A 17,134-nucleotide genomic window follows, 5' to 3' on the forward strand; every position below is an offset into this window, starting at 1 on the left:
CGACGGTTCAGCAGGTAATTCATACGGCAACGCACCGGCCTGGCTTGCGGGTGGATGGAATGGACGTCCAGAGGGACGTCAGCCCGGGTTCGGACAGCACTGCGCAGGCTAGCCGAAATCCGGGCGACGAGAAGGCAATCCGGCGAAATCACTCGCTGGAGAGCAGGTCCATGGTGTGCTTGTCCATCATTTCCAGGGCGCGTCCACCGCCACGGGCGACGCAGGTCAGCGGGTCCTCGGCGACGATTACCGGCAGGCCGGTTTCCTGGGCCAGCAGCTTGTCGAGGTCGCGCAGCAGTGCGCCACCACCAGTCAACACCAGGCCACGCTCGGCGATATCCGAGGCCAGTTCCGGAGGCGATTGCTCCAGGGCGCTCTTGACCGCCTGGACGATGGTCGCCAGGGATTCCTGCAAGGCTTCCAGGACTTCGTTGGAGTTCAGGGTGAAGGCACGTGGCACGCCCTCGGCCAGGTTGCGGCCGCGGACGTCGACTTCGCGCACTTCGCCGCCCGGGTAGGCGGTACCGATTTCCTGCTTGATGCGCTCGGCGGTGGATTCGCCGATCAGGCTGCCGTAGTTGCGGCGCACGTAGGTGACGATGGCTTCGTCGAAGCGGTCGCCGCCGACGCGGACGGATTCGGCATAGACCACGCCGTTCAGGGAGATCAGCGCGATTTCGGTTGTACCGCCGCCGATATCGACGACCATCGAGCCACGGGCTTCCTCGACCGGCAGGCCGGCACCGATAGCGGCAGCCATTGGCTCTTCGATCAGGAACACTTCACGGGCACCGGCGCCCAGGGCCGATTCACGGATGGCACGGCGCTCGACCTGGGTCGACTTGCACGGCACGCAGATCAGCACGCGCGGGCTCGGCTGCAGGAAGCTGTTCTCGTGAACCTTGTTGATGAAGTACTGCAGCATCTTCTCGCAGACGCTGAAGTCGGCGATCACGCCGTCCTTCATCGGACGAATGGCAGCAATGTTGCCCGGGGTACGGCCGAGCATGCGCTTGGCTTCGGTACCGACCGCTACGACACTTTTCTGGTTGCCGTGAGTACGAATGGCCACGACGGAGGGCTCATTCAGGACGATACCGCGCTCACGCACGTAAATAAGGGTGTTGGCAGTGCCCAGGTCGATGGAGAGATCGCTGGAAAACATGCCACGCAGTTTCTTGAACATGGGAAAGGGACCCTGGCAACGCGTGGGTAAAAAAGTGCGGCAAACTCTAACAATGGCGGGGATTTTGGGCAAGGCGCCAATATGTTAAATTGGCGGTTTTTCCGAGCAGGCCAGCACACGATCGGGCCTTATGACCGCGTGTACACCGGCATGTTCCTCTGCGCGGACAATTCCGTTTTATTTCCCCAGGAGATCCCCATGGCGCTTGAACGCTGCGACGTGGAAAAGATCGCTCACCTGGCCCGCCTGGGCCTGGACGAGGCCGATCTGCCACGCACTACCGATGCCCTGAACAGTATTCTGGGACTGGTCGACCAGATGCAGGCCGTCGACACCACCGGCATCGAGCCTCTGGCACACCCTCTGGAAGCCAGTCAGCGCCTGCGCGCCGACGTTGTAACAGAAAGCAACCATCGCGACAGCTACCAGGCCATCGCCCCGGCGACGGACAGCGGCCTGTACCTGGTTCCAAAAGTCATCGAGTAAGGGAATAGCGCCTGCCATGCATCAACTTACCCTGGCCGAGATCGCTCGCGGACTCGCCGACAAATCGTTTTCCTCCGAAGAGCTGATCCGTGCCCTGCTGGCCCGTATCCACCAGCTCGACCCGCAGCTCAACAGCTTCATCAGCGTCACCGACGACCTGGCCATCAGCCAGGCCAAGGCCGCCGATGCCCGCCGTGCCGCCGGCGAAACCGGTGCCCTGCTCGGCGCGCCGATCGCCCACAAGGACCTGTTCTGCACCCAGGGCGTGCGCACCAGCTGCGCCTCGAAAATGCTCGACTCGTTCACCGCGCCCTATGACGCCACCGTGGTCGGCAAGCTGGCCGAAGCCGGCACCGTGACCCTGGGCAAGACCAACATGGACGAGTTCGCCATGGGCTCGGGCAACGAATCCAGCCACTACGGCGCGGTGAAGAACCCGTGGAACCTGGAGCACGTACCGGGCGGCTCGTCCGGTGGCTCCGCCGCTGCCGTCGCCGCGCGCCTGCTGCCGGCCGCCACCGGCACCGACACCGGCGGATCGATCCGCCAACCCGCAGCACTGACCAGCCTGACCGGCCTGAAACCGACCTACGGTCGCGTTTCGCGCTGGGGCATGATCGCCTACGCCTCCAGCCTCGACCAGGGCGGCCCGCTGGCCCGCACCGCCGAGGACTGCGCCCTGCTCCTGCAAGGCATGGCCGGCTTCGATCCGAAGGACTCCACCAGCATCGACGAACCGGTGCCGGACTACAGCGCCAGCCTCAACACCTCGCTGCAGGGCCTGCGCATCGGCCTGCCGAAGGAATACTTCGGTGCCGGCCTCGACCCGCGCATCGCCGAGCTGGTCCAGGCCAGCGTCAAGGAGCTGGAAAAACTCGGCGCGGTGATCAAGGAAATCAGCCTGCCGAACGTCCAGCACGCGATCCCGGCGTACTACGTGATCGCCCCGGCCGAGGCTTCCTCGAACCTGTCGCGTTTCGACGGCGTGCGCTTCGGCTACCGCTGCGAGAACCCCAAGGACCTCACCGACCTGTACAAGCGCTCCCGTGGCGAAGGCTTCGGCAGCGAAGTGCAGCGCCGCATCATGGTCGGCACCTACGCCCTGTCGGCCGGCTACTACGACGCCTACTACCTGAAGGCACAGAAGATCCGCCGCCTGATCAAGAACGACTTCATGGCCGCCTTCGAAGGCGTCGACGTGATCCTCGGCCCGACCACGCCGAACCTGGCGTGGAAGATCGGCGAGAAGAGCGCCGACCCGGTCGCCGCCTACCTGGAAGACGTCTACACCATCACCGCCAACCTCGCCGGCCTGCCAGGCCTGTCGATGCCGGCCGGTTTCGTCGACGGCCTGCCGGTCGGCGTGCAACTGCTGGCCCCGTATTTCCAGGAAGGCCGCCTGCTCAACGTCGCGCACCAGTACCAGCAGGTCACTGACTGGCACACCCGCGCACCTAACGGCTTCTGAGGGACAGACACATGCAATGGGAAGTTGTCATCGGGCTGGAGATCCATACCCAGCTCGCCACCCAGTCGAAGATTTTCTCCGGCAGCGCCACCACCTTCGGCTCCGAGCCGAACACCCAGGCCAGCCTGATCGACCTGGGCATGCCCGGCGTACTGCCGGTGCTGAACCAGGAAGCGGTGCGCATGGCCTGCATGTTCGGCCTGGCAATCGACGCCGAGATCGGTCAGCACAACGTGTTCGCGCGCAAGAACTACTTCTACCCGGACCTGCCCAAGGGCTACCAGATCAGCCAGATGGAACTGCCGATCGTCGGCAAGGGCCACCTGGACATCGCCCTTGAAGACGGCACCGTCAAGCGCATCGGCATCACCCGCGCGCACCTGGAAGAAGACGCCGGCAAGAGCCTGCACGAAGACTTCAGCGGCTCCACCGGCATCGACCTGAACCGCGCCGGCACACCGCTGCTGGAAATCGTTTCCGAGCCGGAAATGCGCAGCGCCAAGGAAGCCGTGGCCTACGTCAAGGCGATCCACGCGCTGGTGCGCTACCTCGGTATCTGCGACGGCAACATGGCCGAAGGCTCGCTGCGTTGCGACTGCAACGTGTCGATCCGCCCGAAAGGCCAGGTCGAGTTCGGCACCCGCTGCGAGATCAAGAACGTCAACTCGTTCCGCTTCATCGAGCGCGCGATCAACAGCGAAGTGCAACGCCAGATCGAGCTGATCGAGGACGGCGGCAAGGTCATCCAGGAAACCCGCCTGTACGACCCGAACAAGGACGAGACCCGCTCCATGCGCAGCAAGGAGGAAGCCAACGACTACCGTTACTTCCCCGATCCGGACCTGCTGCCGGTGGTGATCGAGTCGGCGTACCTCGACGACCTGCGCGCCACCCTGCCGGAACTGCCGCCACAGAAGGTCGAGCGCTTCCAGAGCCAGTACGGCCTGTCGGCCTACGACGCCAACGTGCTGGCCTCCAGCCGCGAGCAGGCGGAGTATTTCGAGAAGGTCGCGGCCATTGGTGGCGACGCCAAGCTGGCGGCCAACTGGGTCATGGTGGAACTGGGCAGCCTGCTGAACAAGCTGGGCGTCGAGATCGACCAGGCGCCGGTCAGCGCCGAGCAACTGGGTGGCATGCTCCTGCGCATCCGCGACAACACCATCAGCGGCAAGATCGCCAAGACCGTGTTCGAAGCCATGGCTGCCGGTGAAGGCGATGCCGACCAGATCATCGAGAGCCGGGGCCTGAAGCAGGTCACCGACAGCGGTGCGATCGAGAAGGTGCTGGACGAGATGCTCGCGGCCAACGCCGAGCAGGTCGAGCAGTACCGTGCAGCGGACGAAGCCAAGCGCGGCAAGATGTTCGGCTTCTTCGTCGGCCAGGCGATGAAAGCGTCGAAGGGCAAGGCGAACCCGCAACAGGTGAACCAACTGCTCAAGAGCAAGCTCGAAGGGTAACTGCAATACCCCTGTGGGAGCGGGTTCACCCGCGATGACGTCGGTGAGTTCACCATCGTAATCGCGGGTGAACCCGCTCCCACAATAGAGACCACGGAGCATCAGACATAAATGTGGCGTCCCCTAAGCGCCCTCGCGCTGTTCACCCTCCTCGCCGGCTGTGCCAGCCACGACATCGACCCACGGGGCTACGATGAAACCGGCACCGCCTCCTATTACGGCTCGCGCCATCACGGCAAACGCACCGCAAGTGGCGAAGCCTTCGACCAGCACGGCCTGACCGCCGCCCACCGCAGCCTGCCGTTCGGCACCAAGGTACTGGTCACAAACCTGAAGAACGACCGTAGCGTAGTGGTCCACATCAACGACCGCGGCCCGCACACCCGTGGCCGCCTGATCGACCTGTCCCGCGCCGCGGCGCAACGCCTGGACATGCTCCGTAGCGGAACGGCGCGGGTCCGGGTACAAAGCCTGAACGACTGACCCCGTTTCCGGAGCACGATCATCTTCGACCTGGCCGCCTTACCCACCTTCAGCCTCCTGCAACTGTGCAGCGGCCTGATCCTCCTGGTCCTCGGTGCCGAGCTGCTGGTGCGCGCCGCCTTGCGCATCGCCGCCAGCCTGCACGTGCGCCCGCTGATCATCGGCCTCAGCCTGGTCGCCTTCGGCAGCAGCGCGCCGCAACTGACCGTCAGCCTGCAAGCCGCCTACACCGGCGCCCCCGACGTGGCAGTGGGCAGCGTGATCGGCAGCAATATCTTCAATATTCTCGTCACCCTCGGCCTCGCCGCGCTGATCATTCCCTTGCGGGTCTCACGACAACTGGTGCGCCTGGATATCCCGCTGATGATCGGTGCCAGCGTGGCGGTGTACCTGCTGGCCCTCAATGAACAGCTTGGGCGCTGGGAAGGCGCCCTGCTCCTGGCCGGCCTGCTGGCCTACCTGGCGATGCTCTGGCACCAGTCGCGGCATCACGCCCGCACCTACCCGGCGCCGAACCCGCGGGTCGATCGTGGCCTCGGCTTCTGGTTCGGCAGCCTGCTACTGATGCTCCTCGGCCTGGGCCTGCTCAGCCTGGCCGGACACCTGTTGCTGGAGGCTGCGGTGGAAGTGGCCACCGACCTGGGCCTGTCCGAGCGCGTCATCGGCCTGACCGTGGTCGCCGTGTGCACCTCGCTGCCGGAACTGGCCACCTCGCTGATCGCCGCCATCCGCGGCGAGCGGGAGATCGCCGTGGGCAACGTGATCGGCAGCAACCTGTTCAACCTGCTGGCGGTGCTCGGCCTGACCGCGGTGCTGACCCCTGAGCCGCTGTCCGTCTCGCCCAATGCCCTGGATTTCGACCTGCCGGTGATGCTCGGCGTCGCGGTGCTGACCCTGCCGGTGTTCTACTCCGGCTACCGGGTGACCCGCGCCGAAGGCCTGGTGTTCCTCTGCCTGTATCTGGCCTATGGCCTGCACGTGGTGTCCTTCACCACCGGCATGCCCCTGGCCAACCGCCTGGAGCAACTGATGTTGTTCTATGTCCTGCCAGTGCTGGGGTTGCTGCTCGGCTACACGACCCTGCGCGCCTGGCGTCGTCAACACTAAGGAAAACAAGATGGGCGATACGAAGAAAACCGGCGAACAGGTTCGCCGCCAGGTCATGGGCGACGTGTTCGTCGACCGCGCGCTGGGCAATGCCACCGAGTTCACCGCGCCGTTGCAGGAATTCGTCAACGAACACGCCTGGGGCAGCGTCTGGAGCCGCGAAGGCCTGCCGCTGAAGACCCGCAGCCTGATCACCCTTGCCGCCCTGACCGCGCTCAAGTGCCCGCAGGAACTCAAGGGCCACGTGCGTGGCGCCCTGAACAATGGCTGTACGGTGGAAGAGATTCGCGAAGCCCTGCTGCATTGCGCAGTCTATGCGGGCGTGCCGGCGGCGATCGATGCGTTCCGCGCGGCCCAGGAAGTGATCGACGCCTGGCAACAGGGCTGATCGAGCACTTCCCGGAACGGGGTCGTCAGGCGCGACGACCCTTGGTCAGCTTGAATACCACGAACAGCACCAGCAGCCAGACCGGGATCAGCTCAACGGAGATACGGATGCCCTCGGTCTGCCACATGATCACCAGGATGAACGCCAGGAAGGCCAGGCACAGGTAGTTGGTCAGCGGGTAGCCGAGGCTCTTGTAGAACGTCTCGTGACCGGCCGCGGCCTTGGCCTTGCGGAACTTCAGGTGGGTGATGCTGATGATCCCCCAGTTGATCACCAGCGACGACACCACCAGGGCCATCAGCAGGCCGAAGGCCTCGCGCGGCATGAAGTAGTTGATCAGTACGCAAAGGCCGGTGGCCAGCGCGGAAATACCCAGCGCCACCAGCGGCACGCCCTTGGCGTTGACCTTGAGCAAGGACTTCGGCGCATCGCCCTGGGTCGCCAGGCCGAACAGCATGCGGCTGTTGCAGTACACGCAGCTGTTGTAGACCGACAGCGCGGCAGTCAGGACCACCAGGTTGAGCACCGTGGCCACGACGTTGCTGTCCAGGTCATGGAAGATCATCACGAACGGGCTGCCGCCATCGACCACTTTCTGCCATGGGTACAGGGCCAGCAGCACGGCCAGGGCGCCCACGTAGAACAGCAGGATGCGGTAGATCACCTGGTTGGTGGCACGCGGGATGCTGTAGCGCGGGTTGTCGGCTTCCGCGGCGGTGATGCCCACCAGTTCCAGGCCGCCGAAGGAGAACATGATCACAGCCATGGCCATCATCAGGCCGGTGACGCCGTTGGGGAAGAAGCCCCCGTGCTGCCAGAGGTTGGCGACGCTGGCATCCGGACCGCCGTTGCCGCTGATCAACAGGTAGCCGCCGAAGCCGATCATGCCGAGAATCGCCACGACCTTGATCAGGGCGAACCAGAACTCCATCTCGCCGTAGACCTTCACCTGGCTGACGTTCATCAGGTTGATGATGACGAAGAAGACCGCCGCCGTGGCCCAGGTCGGAAACTCAGGCCACCAGTACTGCACGTAGATGCCCACGGCCGTCAGTTCGGCCATGCCCACCAGCACATAGAGCACCCAGTAGTTCCAGCCCGACATGAAGCCGGCGAACGGCCCCCAGTAGCTGTGGGCGAAGTGGCTGAAGGTCCCGGAAACCGGTTCTTCCACCACCATCTCGCCGAGCTGGCGCATGATGAAGAAGGCGATCAGGCCGGCAATGGCGTAGCCCAGCAGTACCGACGGGCCAGCCATCTGGATGGTCTGGGCGATGCCCAGGAACAGGCCGGTGCCGATGGCCCCGCCCAGCGCGATCAGCTGGATATGGCGATTTTTCAGGCCGCGATGCAAACGCTCGGGCGTGATCTGGTCTTGCATGAAGTGTCCTCAGACGTGAGACGCAGTGTTCGTATTATTTTTCCGCAGCATCTAGATCCATCCTCCCCACTGCAAGAGGAAGATTCCGATGTTGGTTGTCAGAGCCGCCGCCAATGTCGTGATGACAATGATCGACGCCGCCAACTCGTGATTGCCATTGGCCGCGCGGGCCATGACATAACTGGCCGCCGCCGTGGGGCTGCCAATATAAAGGAACAGGATGCCCAGTTCCGCACCGCGAAAGCCGCATAGCCAGCCGCCGAAGGTGAATACCAGGGGCAACCAGACCATCTTCACCAGGCTCGCGCTCAGGGCCATGCGCCCGCTTGCACGCAACGATGCCAGCGACAGCGTGCCGCCGATGCACATGAGTGCCAGTGGCAGGGTCATCTGCGCGACGTAGTCGGCGGAGGTCAGCAGCCAGTTGGGCAGCCCGACCTTGGCGTAGGCCATGGGCGTCGCCAGCAGCACGCTGATGATCAACGGGTTGCGCAGGATGCTCTTGAAGATGCTCCACGGGTCGGACTTCACCGTCGGGCTGTACACCGCGAGGATCACCGACGACAGCGAGTTGTAGAGCAGGATCACCAGCCCGGCGAGGATCGCCCCGAGGGAAATGCCGTAGTCACCGTACATGCTGGCCGCCAGGGCCAGCCCCACCACCCCGTTGTTGCCGCGAAACGCGCCCTGGGTGTAGATGCCGCGATCTTCGCGGGGGCAGCGCCAGATGGCAATCAGCCAGGCCAAGGCGAAACTGCCGAAGGTGGCGGCGATGAAGTACAGCAACAGGCCCGGCTTGACCGCGGCGTCGAGGTCGGCGTGGTAGATGCCGAGGAACAGCAGCGCCGGCATGCACACGTTGAACACCAGCGACGAGGCGGTCTGGATGAAGTTGTCGTTGATGGCGTCGATGCGGCGCAGCAACACGCCCATGAACAGCATCGCGAAGACCGGAGCGGTGATGTTCAGGGTCTGGATGAATAAGGCGAGCATGCGGGGGAGTGTTCCGTGGCCTGTCGTTAGGCGGCTAATGATACGCCAGTGCAAGGCTCAGGGATGGGGGTTTGTGGACGAGCTGCCGGGGAAAATGCCGTTTTTCGGTGACTTTCCGGGCCCCATCGCTGGCAAGCCAGCTCCCACAGGGGTCGCGTGCACCGCTGTAACTGTGGGGAGCTGGCTCGTCGGGACGCCGAACCGCAGCGATGAGGCCGGACAGACTCAGCGCCGGACCGGGCGTTTCTGCAGCTTGCGCTGCAAGGTCCGGCGGTGCATGCCCAGCGCCCGCGCCGTCGCGGAAATATTGCCTTCGTGCTCGGTCAGGACGCGCTGGATGTGCTCCCACTGCAGGCGATCTACCGACATCGGGTTTTCCGGCACCAGGGTATCCAGGTCGGCATGCTCGGACGCCAGGGCCGCCAGCACGTCATCGGCATCCGCCGGTTTGCACAGATAGTTGCAGGCGCCACGCTTGATCGCCTCCACCGCCGTGGCGATGCTGGAGTAGCCGGTGAGGATCACCACCTTCATTTCCGGGTCCAGCTCCAGCAGCTTGGGCAGCAGCACCAGGCCCGAGTCGCCTTCCATCTTCAGGTCCAGCGTGGCGTAGTCCGGCACGTCCTGCTGGGCCAGGACCAGGCCTTCCTCCGCCGAACTCGCGGTGCTGACGCGGAAACCGCGGCGGCTCATGGCACGGGCCATCACCCGGGTAAAGGTCGAGTCATCATCGACCAGCAGCAGGTGCGGCAGTTCTTCACCTTCAACCTGGATTTCATCAGTCATCACACGTCTCCTCGCGCGTCACGGGGCAAGCGCAGCTCGGTAAGCGTGCCGCCTTCTTCGTGACTATAGAGTTTTACCGAGCCACCAGCACGGGTAACGCTGGCCTTGCTCAGGAACAGGCCAAGGCCGAAGCCCTTGCCCTTGGTGGTAAAGAAAGGTTTGCCGATCTGTTCGGCAATGGCCACCGGCACGCCAGGGCCATGGTCGCGGATGCTGATGATGATGTCGGAAGCATCCCAGTCCAGGTGTACTTCCAGGCCATCGGGGCAGGCATCGGCGGCATTGTTGAGCAGGTTGAGCAGGGCCTGGGTCAGGTCCGGCGGCGGCGCCAGGTGCGGGATCAGGCCCTGGCCGAAACGCTGGAAGCGGTAGCTGGCTTCCGGACGCATCAGGTGCCAGCGGTTCAGCGACTCGTCGAGCCAGAAGGTCACCGGCTGCTGTTCCACCACCATGCGCCGGTTGGCCTCGGCGGCGCGCACCAGCTGCTGCAGGGTGTGCTTGCACTGCTTGACCTGCTCCTGGAGCACGGCCAGGTCGTCCTGCAGCAGCGGATCGGTGTGGTCCTGGCGCATTTCGTTGATCAGCACGCTCATGGTCGCCAGCGGCGTGCCCAGTTCGTGAGCGGCGCCGGCGGCCTGGGTGGCCACGGCCAGCAGTTGCTGGTCGCGCAGGCCTTCCTCGCGGCGCTGGGCTTGCAACTGTTCCTGGCGCCGCAGTTCCTCGGCCATCTTCGCCGCGAAGAAGGTGATCACCGCCGCAGCCAGCGCGAAGCTCAGCCACATGCCGTAGATCTGCATCTTTTCCCGGGCCATGGGGAAGATATCGAGCGGGTAGAACTGCACCAGCAGCAAGGTGTAGGCCACCAGGGCAATACCGGAAAGGATCAGCGAATAGATCCAGGGCAGGGTCACCGCGGCGATCGCCAGCGGCACCAGGTAGTAGGAAACGAACGGATTGGTCGAGCCGCCGGAAAAATACAGCAGTGCACTGTGGATCAGCAGGTCGCAGGCCAGTTGCACCGCGTATTCCAGTTCGGTGACCGGCAGCGAGGCACGCAGGCGCAGGGCAGTGACCAGGCACAGCACCATGGAGAAGCCGAGGGTGACGCTGAGCGCCAGCCAGGGCAGCGGCAGCAGGTCGGTCCAGTAGGCGACGGCGACCGAGCCGGCCTGGGCGGCCAGTACCAGGGTACGGATGAACGTCAGGCGCCAGAGGTTTTGACGGGTGGCAGACAGCATTTGCATAGAGACCGAGGCGAGCATGAGCGCTCCTGATGAGTGCTCCAGGTAAACCCCGGCGAGTATACGCCAAGCGGCTCCCGGGGCTGCAGCGATGCGGCAACTCGCCACACCACGGCGGGGGTGAATGATGGCTTTATGGAACCTTAGTGCTACTTTCAAGGTCGGATAGGGTCTGCGTGGCAAAGGATTTTATCGGCCACGCCCATTTTTCAAGGAGTCGCACATGCATACCCCACGCCGTAGCGCCAAAGCCCTGCTGGCCGCCAGTGTCCTGGTCAGCCTTCCCGTTCTGGCGGACGAGCCGCGCTACAACCATGTTTCCCTGCGCGCCGAAGCCAGCAAGGAAGTCGCTCGCGACCTCATGGTCGTGACCCTGTACAGCGAAGCGCAGAACAGCGACCCGGCCAAGCTGGCCGCCGAGATCACCACCACCCTGAACAAGGCCCTGGAGCAGGCGCGCCAGGTCAAGGACGTGAAGATCAGCCAGGGCAGCCGCAATGCCTACCCGATCTATGACGACAAGGGCCAGAAGATCACCGGCTGGCGCGAGCGCGCCGAACTGCGCCTGGAAAGCGCCGACTTCCCTGCCCTGTCCAAGCTGACCGGCGACCTGTTGCAGAACCTGAAGATGGCAGGCATGGACTTCTCCATCGCCCCGGCCACCCGCAAGGCCAGCGAAGATGCACTGATCAAGGACGCCGTCGATGCCTTCAAGGCCCGTGCACAGATCGCCACCGAGGCGCTGGGCGGCAAGGGCTACAAGGTGGTCAGCCTGAACCTCAACAGCAGTGGCTATCCGCATCCCTATGCACGGGCGCCGATGATGATGAAGGCCAGCATGGATGCCGAGGGCGCCGCGGCGCCGCAGGTCGAGGCGGGGACCACCGAGGTCAGCGTCAATGCCGATGGCACCATTGAAGTGCAGATGCCCTGATTGATTCCGGGCCTGTGCATGCCGGCCCTTTTCGATTGGTCTTGAGGGCCCGCACCGAGGCCCTCAAGCAAGAAAAGTTTCAATTTCTTACAGAAACCCGCCAGCGCAAACGTTCAACCTGCGCGAAATTACACGAATGCGACATCCTTGTACGTTCGTTCCGCTTTTTCAGCGACCAGCTATCCTCAAGCTATCCTCAAGCGTTGCATCGGGTACAGCACCTGCATAAGTATCCTCGGGTCGGCTCACGAGGCCGCCCTCACTCAAAAATGACAACAATGAGGCCACCATGCTGAAAACCGCAGTCATTCCCTTCCTCGTCGGCGCAGGTCTGCTCGCCGCCACCCCCGCCGCCCAGGCAGCGTCCAACCTGGTGTATTGCTCCGAAGGCAGCCCTGCCGGCTTCGACCCCGCCCAGTACACCACCGGAACCGACTTCGACGCCTCGTCCGAAACCGTCTTCAACCGCCTGGCCCAGTTCGAGCGCGGCGGCACCAAGGTCATTCCCGGCCTGGCCACCAGCTGGGACGTCGCCGACGATGGCCTGACCTACACCTTCCACTTGCGCGAAGGCGTGAAGTTCCACACCACCGACTACTTCAAGCCGACCCGGCCGTTCAACGCCGACGACGTGCTGTTCACGTTCAACCGCATGCTCGACAAGGAAATGCCGTTCCGCAAGGCGTACCCCACCGAGTTCCCGTACTTCACCGACATGGGCATGGACGCGAACATCAAGAAGGTCGAGAAGGTCGACGAGCACACCGTCCGCTTCACCCTCGCCGAGGTCGACGCCGCGTTCATCCAGAACATCGCCATGAGCTTCGCTTCGATCCAGTCCGCCGAATACGCCGACCAGTTGCTCAAGCAGGGCAAAGCCGCGGACCTCAACCAGAAGCCGATCGGCACCGGTCCGTTCGTGTTCAGCAAATACCAGAAGGACGCGCAGATCCGCTTCAAGGGCAACAAGGAGTACTGGGTACCTGGCGAGGTGAAGATCGACAACCTGATCTTCGCCATCACCACCGACGCCTCGGTGCGCATGCAGAAGCTGAAGAAGAACGAGTGCCAGGTCACCCTGTTCCCGCGTCCGGCCGACCTCGAGACGCTCAAGGCCGACCCGAACCTGCAGATGCCGCACCAGGCCGGCTTCAACCTGGGCTATATCGCCTACAACGTGATGGACAAGATCAAGGGCAGCAACGAACCCAACCCCATGGCCCAGCTCAAGGTCCGCCAGGCCCTCGACATGGCGGTGAACAAGCAGCAGATCATCGACTCGGTGTACCAGGGCGCCGGGCAACTGGCGGTCAACGCCATGCCGCCGACCCAGTGGTCCTACGACGAGACCATCAAGGGCACCGAGTACAACCCGGAGAAAGCCAAGGCCCTGCTCAAGGAAGCCGGGGTCAAGGAAGGCACCGAGATCACCCTGTGGGCCATGCCGGTGCAGCGACCGTACAACCCCAACGCCAAGCTGATGGCCGAGATGATCCAGTCCGACTGGGCCAAGATCGGCATCAAGGCGCGCATCGTCAGCTACGAATGGGGCGAGTACATCAAGCGCGCCAAGGACGGCGAGAACGGCGCCATGCTGATCGGCTGGAGCGGCGACAACGGCGACCCGGACAACTGGCTCGGCACCCTGTACGGCTGCGACGCGGTCAACGGCAACAACTTCTCCCACTGGTGCAACACCGACTACGACAAGCTGGTCAAGGACGCCAAGCGCATCCCCGACCAGGCCAAGCGCACCGAGCTGTACAAGCAGGCCCAGCACATCCTCAAGGACCAGGTGCCGATCACCCCGATCGCCCACTCCACGGTCTACCAGCCCATGCGCAAGAACGTCGATGACTTCAAGATCAGTCCATTCGCCCTCAACGACTTCAATGGCGTCAGTCTGAAGCCGTGATCGCAGGGACGGCCCCGGTCATGTACCGGGGCCGCACGGGACGAAACTGTCGATGCGTGGATGAATCATCAGCTTGCTGCTGAAAATTCCACAAATCACTCGGAATCCTCCTACCCCAATTTGCACCTTGTGTACCTCGTCGGACGCCTTTCCCCCCCTTACCTTGGGAACGGCGCCGCGACGCGTGAGCGAGGACTCGCCATGTGCCGCGGAAACTTCCAATAACGACGACAAGACAGGGAATTCCCATGCGTATGACGTCTCTCTTCGCCGCCTTGCTCGGGGCGGGCCTGCTGGCCCATTCGCCCCTCGGCCTGGCCAAGGGCAGCCTGGTGTTCTGTTCCGAGGGCAGCCCTTCCGGCTTCGATACCGCGCAATACCAGAGCGGTACCGACAACGACGTGTCCGAACCGCTGTACAACCGCCTGGTGGAGTTCGAGCGCGGGGCCACGGTGGTGGAACCGTCCCTGGCCACCGACTGGAGCATTTCCGACGATGGCCTGGTGTACACCTTCAACCTGCGCCCGGGGGTGAAGTTCCACAGCAACCCGGGCTTCACTCCGAGCCGCGAGTTCAACGCCGACGACGTGGTCTTCACCTTCAACCGCATGCTCGACCCGACCCACCCCTTCCGCCTGGCCTACGGCACGGTATTCCCCTACTTCAACGCCATGGGCATGGACAAGACCATTGCCAGGGTGGAGAAGACCGGTCCCATGACCGTGACCTTCACCCTCAACCACCCCGACGCGACCCTCCTGCAGAACCTGGCCATGAGCTTCGCCTCGGTGATTTCCGCCGAGTACGCCGAACACCTGATGGCCCGCGGCACCCCCTCGGACATCACCCACAAGCCCATCGGCACCGGCCCCTTCGTGTTCGCCCGTTACCAGAAGGACACCCAGATCCGCTATCGCGGCAACACCGAGTACTGGGCCCCGGACCAGGTCAAGCTGGACAACCTGATCTACTCCATCAACGTCGACCCGTCCGTGCGCGTGCAGAAGCTGATCAAGGGCGAATGCCAGGTGAGCATCCACCCGCGCCCCGCCGACCTCGAAGCCCTGCGGCGCGACGAAAGCATCAACCTGATCGAGAAGCCCGCCTACAACCTCGGCTACATCGCCTACAACACCCGGCACAAGCCGTTCGACCAGCTGGAAGTACGCCAGGCGCTGGACATGGCGGTGAACAAGGAGGCGATCATCAAGGCCGTGTTCCAGGGCGCCGGCCAGGTGGCCGTGAACACCATGCCGCCGACCCAGTGGTCCTACGACGAGAGCGTCGCCGACGCCCCCCGTGACCTGGACAAGGCCAGGCAGTTGCTGCGCGACGCCGGGGTCAAGGAGGGCACCGAGATCACCCTCTGGGCCATGCCGGTGCAACGCCCGTACAACCCCGACGCGCGCCTGATGGCACAGATGCTCCAGGACGACTGGGGCAAGCTCGGGCTCAAGGTCAACATCGTCAGCTACGAGTGGGGCGAATACCTCAAGCGCGCCAAGAGCGGCGAGCACGACACCCTGCTGATCGGCTGGACCGGCGACAACGGCGACCCGGACAACTGGCTCGGCACGCTGTACAGCTGCGACGCCATCGGCAGCCACAACCACTCCATGTGGTGCGACCCGGAATACGACGCTCTCATGAAGAAAGCCAAGGGCACCAGCGACCGCGAACAACGCAGCGAGCTGTATCGCCAGGCCCAGCACTACATCAAGCAGAACGTGCCGATCACCCCGATCGCCCACTCCACCGTCAGCCAGCCCGTGAGTACCCGGGTGCAGGACTACCGGGTGAGCCCCTTCGGCAAGACCACGTTCCGCGACGTCGGCATCGACTGAACCGACGCCGTGACCGCGACCGCCCGGCTCACCAGCCCCGGCGGTCCACCGACAAGAACAAGAAAGGAAACATCGCCTTGAAACGCATCGCTACCGTAATCACCTTGTCCCTCGCCAGCCTGAGCGGCATCGCCCAGGCCAAATCCGTCGACCAGGGCTACCTGCCGCTGACCCTCAAGGAAAACAGCGCCCAGGCCGAGGCCAACGGCTTCATCGAAGACCAGCGCCTGTCCGGCTCGACCCGCAACTGGTACGCCCGCGAGCGCGCGACCAAGGGCCCGCTGTTCCGCTACTACAAGAGCGACGGCACCCGCCGCGACAGCCACAGCCGCGACAACTGGGTGCAGGGCACCATCCTCGACTACAGCTCGGGGTTCACCCAAGGCGCGGTCGGCTTCGCCACCCAGGTCGCCGGCTACAACGCCATCGCGCTGGAACGCGGACGGGCCGCGGTCGCCGGGCCCAACAACCGCACCCTGACCCACGGCGACGGCGACGTTATCGCCCAGTGGAGCAAGCTCGGCCTGGCCAACCTGCAGGCGCGGGTGTCCAACACCACCCTCACCGCCGGCAGGCAGTCGATCAACACCCCGGTATTCGCCTACATCGGCAACCGCGCCCTGCCCTCCAGCTTCGACGGGGTCAGCCTGCACAGTGCCGAGTTCGCCAACCTGTCCTTCGACCTGGGCAGCTTCAGCCGCGTCTCGACCCGCACCGAGCAAGGCCGCAGCCGCTTCACCACGGAGTACTCGGCCATCGGCGCCGACACCGACCGGGTCAGCCTGGCCGGCCTCAACTACCAGCCGCTGCGCAGCCTGACCACCAGCCTCTACTTCGGCCATGTCGAGGACATCTGGAACCAATACTACTTCGGCGCCTCCCACGAACTCGGCGACCGTGGCGTACTGGGCCTGACCACCGGGCTGAACTACTACCGCACCCGCGATACCGGCGCGGCGAAGCTGGGACCGATCGACAACGACACCTTCAGCCTCTCGTTCACCCTGGCGCACCAGGCCCACAGCCTGACCCTGGCGTACCAAAAGGTCAGCGGCGACGAGTACTTCGACTACGTGCACGACACCAACGCGATCTTCCTCGCCAACTCGCTGTTCTCCGACTACAACGGGCCCAACGAGCAGTCGCTGCAGTTCGGCTATGCCATCGACCTGGCCGGCTACGGCGTGCCGGGCCTGCGCCTGAACGCCTACACCGCGCGTGGCTGGGGCATCGACGGCACCCACTACAAGGGCAACGGCTACGATGTTCGCAAGCTCGACGGCGAACATCACCGGGAATGGTCACTCGGCGCCAGCTACGTGGTGCAGGGCGGTGCGCTGGCCGACACCAGCATCCGCGCCTACTACACCGCGCATCGCGCCAGCCGGGCACAGATCGACGGCAACCTCGACGAGTTCCGCATCGTCACCACCGTGCCGTTCAACATTCTCTGAGCAGGGGCCGG

15 protein-coding genes are annotated in these 17,134 nt (G+C 64.2%); 10 read left to right on the forward strand and 5 right to left on the reverse strand.

Features of this window, described 5'->3' with window-relative positions; genetic code table 11:
• Positions 1-148: 148 nt before the first annotated feature.
• Positions 149-1,186: a rod shape-determining protein MreB gene (gene mreB, locus V0R59_RS14160; protein WP_008371426.1), complete on the reverse strand. Its 1,038-nt coding sequence runs from the start codon at positions 1,184-1,186 to the stop codon at positions 149-151.
• Positions 1,187-1,384: 198 nt separating this feature from the next.
• Here mreB and gatC point away from each other — a divergent pair, with 198 nt between their 5' ends.
• From gatC to V0R59_RS14190, 6 genes are all read left to right on the forward strand, one after another.
• Positions 1,385-1,672, forward strand: coding sequence for an Asp-tRNA(Asn)/Glu-tRNA(Gln) amidotransferase subunit GatC (gene gatC, locus V0R59_RS14165; protein WP_330074881.1), 288 nt, complete (start codon positions 1,385-1,387; stop codon positions 1,670-1,672).
• Positions 1,673-1,688: 16 nt separating this feature from the next.
• Positions 1,689-3,140: an Asp-tRNA(Asn)/Glu-tRNA(Gln) amidotransferase subunit GatA gene (gene gatA / locus V0R59_RS14170; RefSeq protein WP_330074882.1), complete on the forward strand. Its 1,452-nt coding sequence runs from the start codon at positions 1,689-1,691 to the stop codon at positions 3,138-3,140.
• An 11-nt stretch (positions 3,141-3,151) separates the two neighbouring features.
• Positions 3,152-4,597 (forward strand): Asp-tRNA(Asn)/Glu-tRNA(Gln) amidotransferase subunit GatB, encoded by a 1,446-nt coding sequence (gene gatB / locus V0R59_RS14175; RefSeq protein WP_330074883.1) that lies wholly within the window; start codon positions 3,152-3,154, stop codon positions 4,595-4,597.
• 111 nt (positions 4,598-4,708) lie between these two features.
• Complete coding sequence (locus tag V0R59_RS14180; RefSeq protein WP_330074884.1) at positions 4,709-5,080, forward strand: septal ring lytic transglycosylase RlpA family protein; 372 nt, start codon at positions 4,709-4,711, stop codon at positions 5,078-5,080.
• Between the two features lie 63 nt (positions 5,081-5,143).
• Positions 5,144-6,187 carry a calcium/sodium antiporter gene (locus V0R59_RS14185; RefSeq protein ID WP_330074987.1) on the forward strand — a complete coding sequence of 348 codons (1,044 nt, stop codon included), beginning with the start codon at positions 5,144-5,146 and terminating at the stop codon, positions 6,185-6,187.
• 10 nt (positions 6,188-6,197) lie between these two features.
• A complete protein-coding gene (locus V0R59_RS14190; protein ID WP_330074885.1) occupies positions 6,198-6,575 on the forward strand; it encodes a carboxymuconolactone decarboxylase family protein in 378 nt (125 codons plus the stop codon).
• A 25-nt stretch (positions 6,576-6,600) separates the two neighbouring features.
• Here V0R59_RS14190 and V0R59_RS14195 read toward each other — a convergent pair whose 3' ends face one another.
• From V0R59_RS14195 to V0R59_RS14210, 4 genes are all read right to left on the reverse strand, one after another.
• Complete coding sequence (locus tag V0R59_RS14195) at positions 6,601-7,956, reverse strand: amino acid permease (protein ID WP_330074886.1); 1,356 nt, start codon at positions 7,954-7,956, stop codon at positions 6,601-6,603.
• Positions 7,957-8,007: 51 nt separating this feature from the next.
• Positions 8,008-8,949, reverse strand: coding sequence for an AEC family transporter (locus V0R59_RS14200; protein ID WP_330074887.1), 942 nt, complete (start codon positions 8,947-8,949; stop codon positions 8,008-8,010).
• A gap of 225 nt (positions 8,950-9,174) precedes the next feature.
• On the reverse strand, positions 9,175-9,735 hold the full coding sequence (locus V0R59_RS14205) for a response regulator transcription factor (protein ID WP_330074888.1): 561 nt from the start codon (positions 9,733-9,735) through the stop codon (positions 9,175-9,177).
• On the reverse strand, positions 9,735-10,997 hold the full coding sequence (locus V0R59_RS14210; protein ID WP_330074889.1) for an ATP-binding protein: 1,263 nt from the start codon (positions 10,995-10,997) through the stop codon (positions 9,735-9,737). The genes V0R59_RS14205 and V0R59_RS14210 overlap by 1 nt, the downstream gene beginning before the upstream one ends.
• Positions 10,998-11,199: 202 nt before the next feature.
• Between V0R59_RS14210 and V0R59_RS14215 the strand changes: the two genes are divergently transcribed.
• From V0R59_RS14215 to V0R59_RS14230, 4 genes are all read left to right on the forward strand, one after another.
• On the forward strand, positions 11,200-11,910 hold the full coding sequence (locus tag V0R59_RS14215) for an SIMPL domain-containing protein (protein WP_330074890.1): 711 nt from the start codon (positions 11,200-11,202) through the stop codon (positions 11,908-11,910).
• Positions 11,911-12,199: 289 nt separating this feature from the next.
• A complete protein-coding gene (locus tag V0R59_RS14220; RefSeq protein WP_330074891.1) occupies positions 12,200-13,825 on the forward strand; it encodes an ABC transporter substrate-binding protein in 1,626 nt (541 codons plus the stop codon).
• Between the two features lie 248 nt (positions 13,826-14,073).
• Positions 14,074-15,669, forward strand: coding sequence for an ABC transporter substrate-binding protein (locus V0R59_RS14225; protein ID WP_330074892.1), 1,596 nt, complete (start codon positions 14,074-14,076; stop codon positions 15,667-15,669).
• A gap of 77 nt (positions 15,670-15,746) precedes the next feature.
• Complete coding sequence (locus tag V0R59_RS14230) at positions 15,747-17,123, forward strand: OprD family outer membrane porin (RefSeq protein ID WP_330074893.1); 1,377 nt, start codon at positions 15,747-15,749, stop codon at positions 17,121-17,123.
• The last annotated feature ends 11 nt before the right edge of the window (positions 17,124-17,134 follow it).

Source organism: Pseudomonas ulcerans, from assembly GCF_036324125.1.
In the GTDB taxonomy this organism is placed as follows: domain Bacteria; phylum Pseudomonadota; class Gammaproteobacteria; order Pseudomonadales; family Pseudomonadaceae; genus Aquipseudomonas; species Aquipseudomonas ulcerans.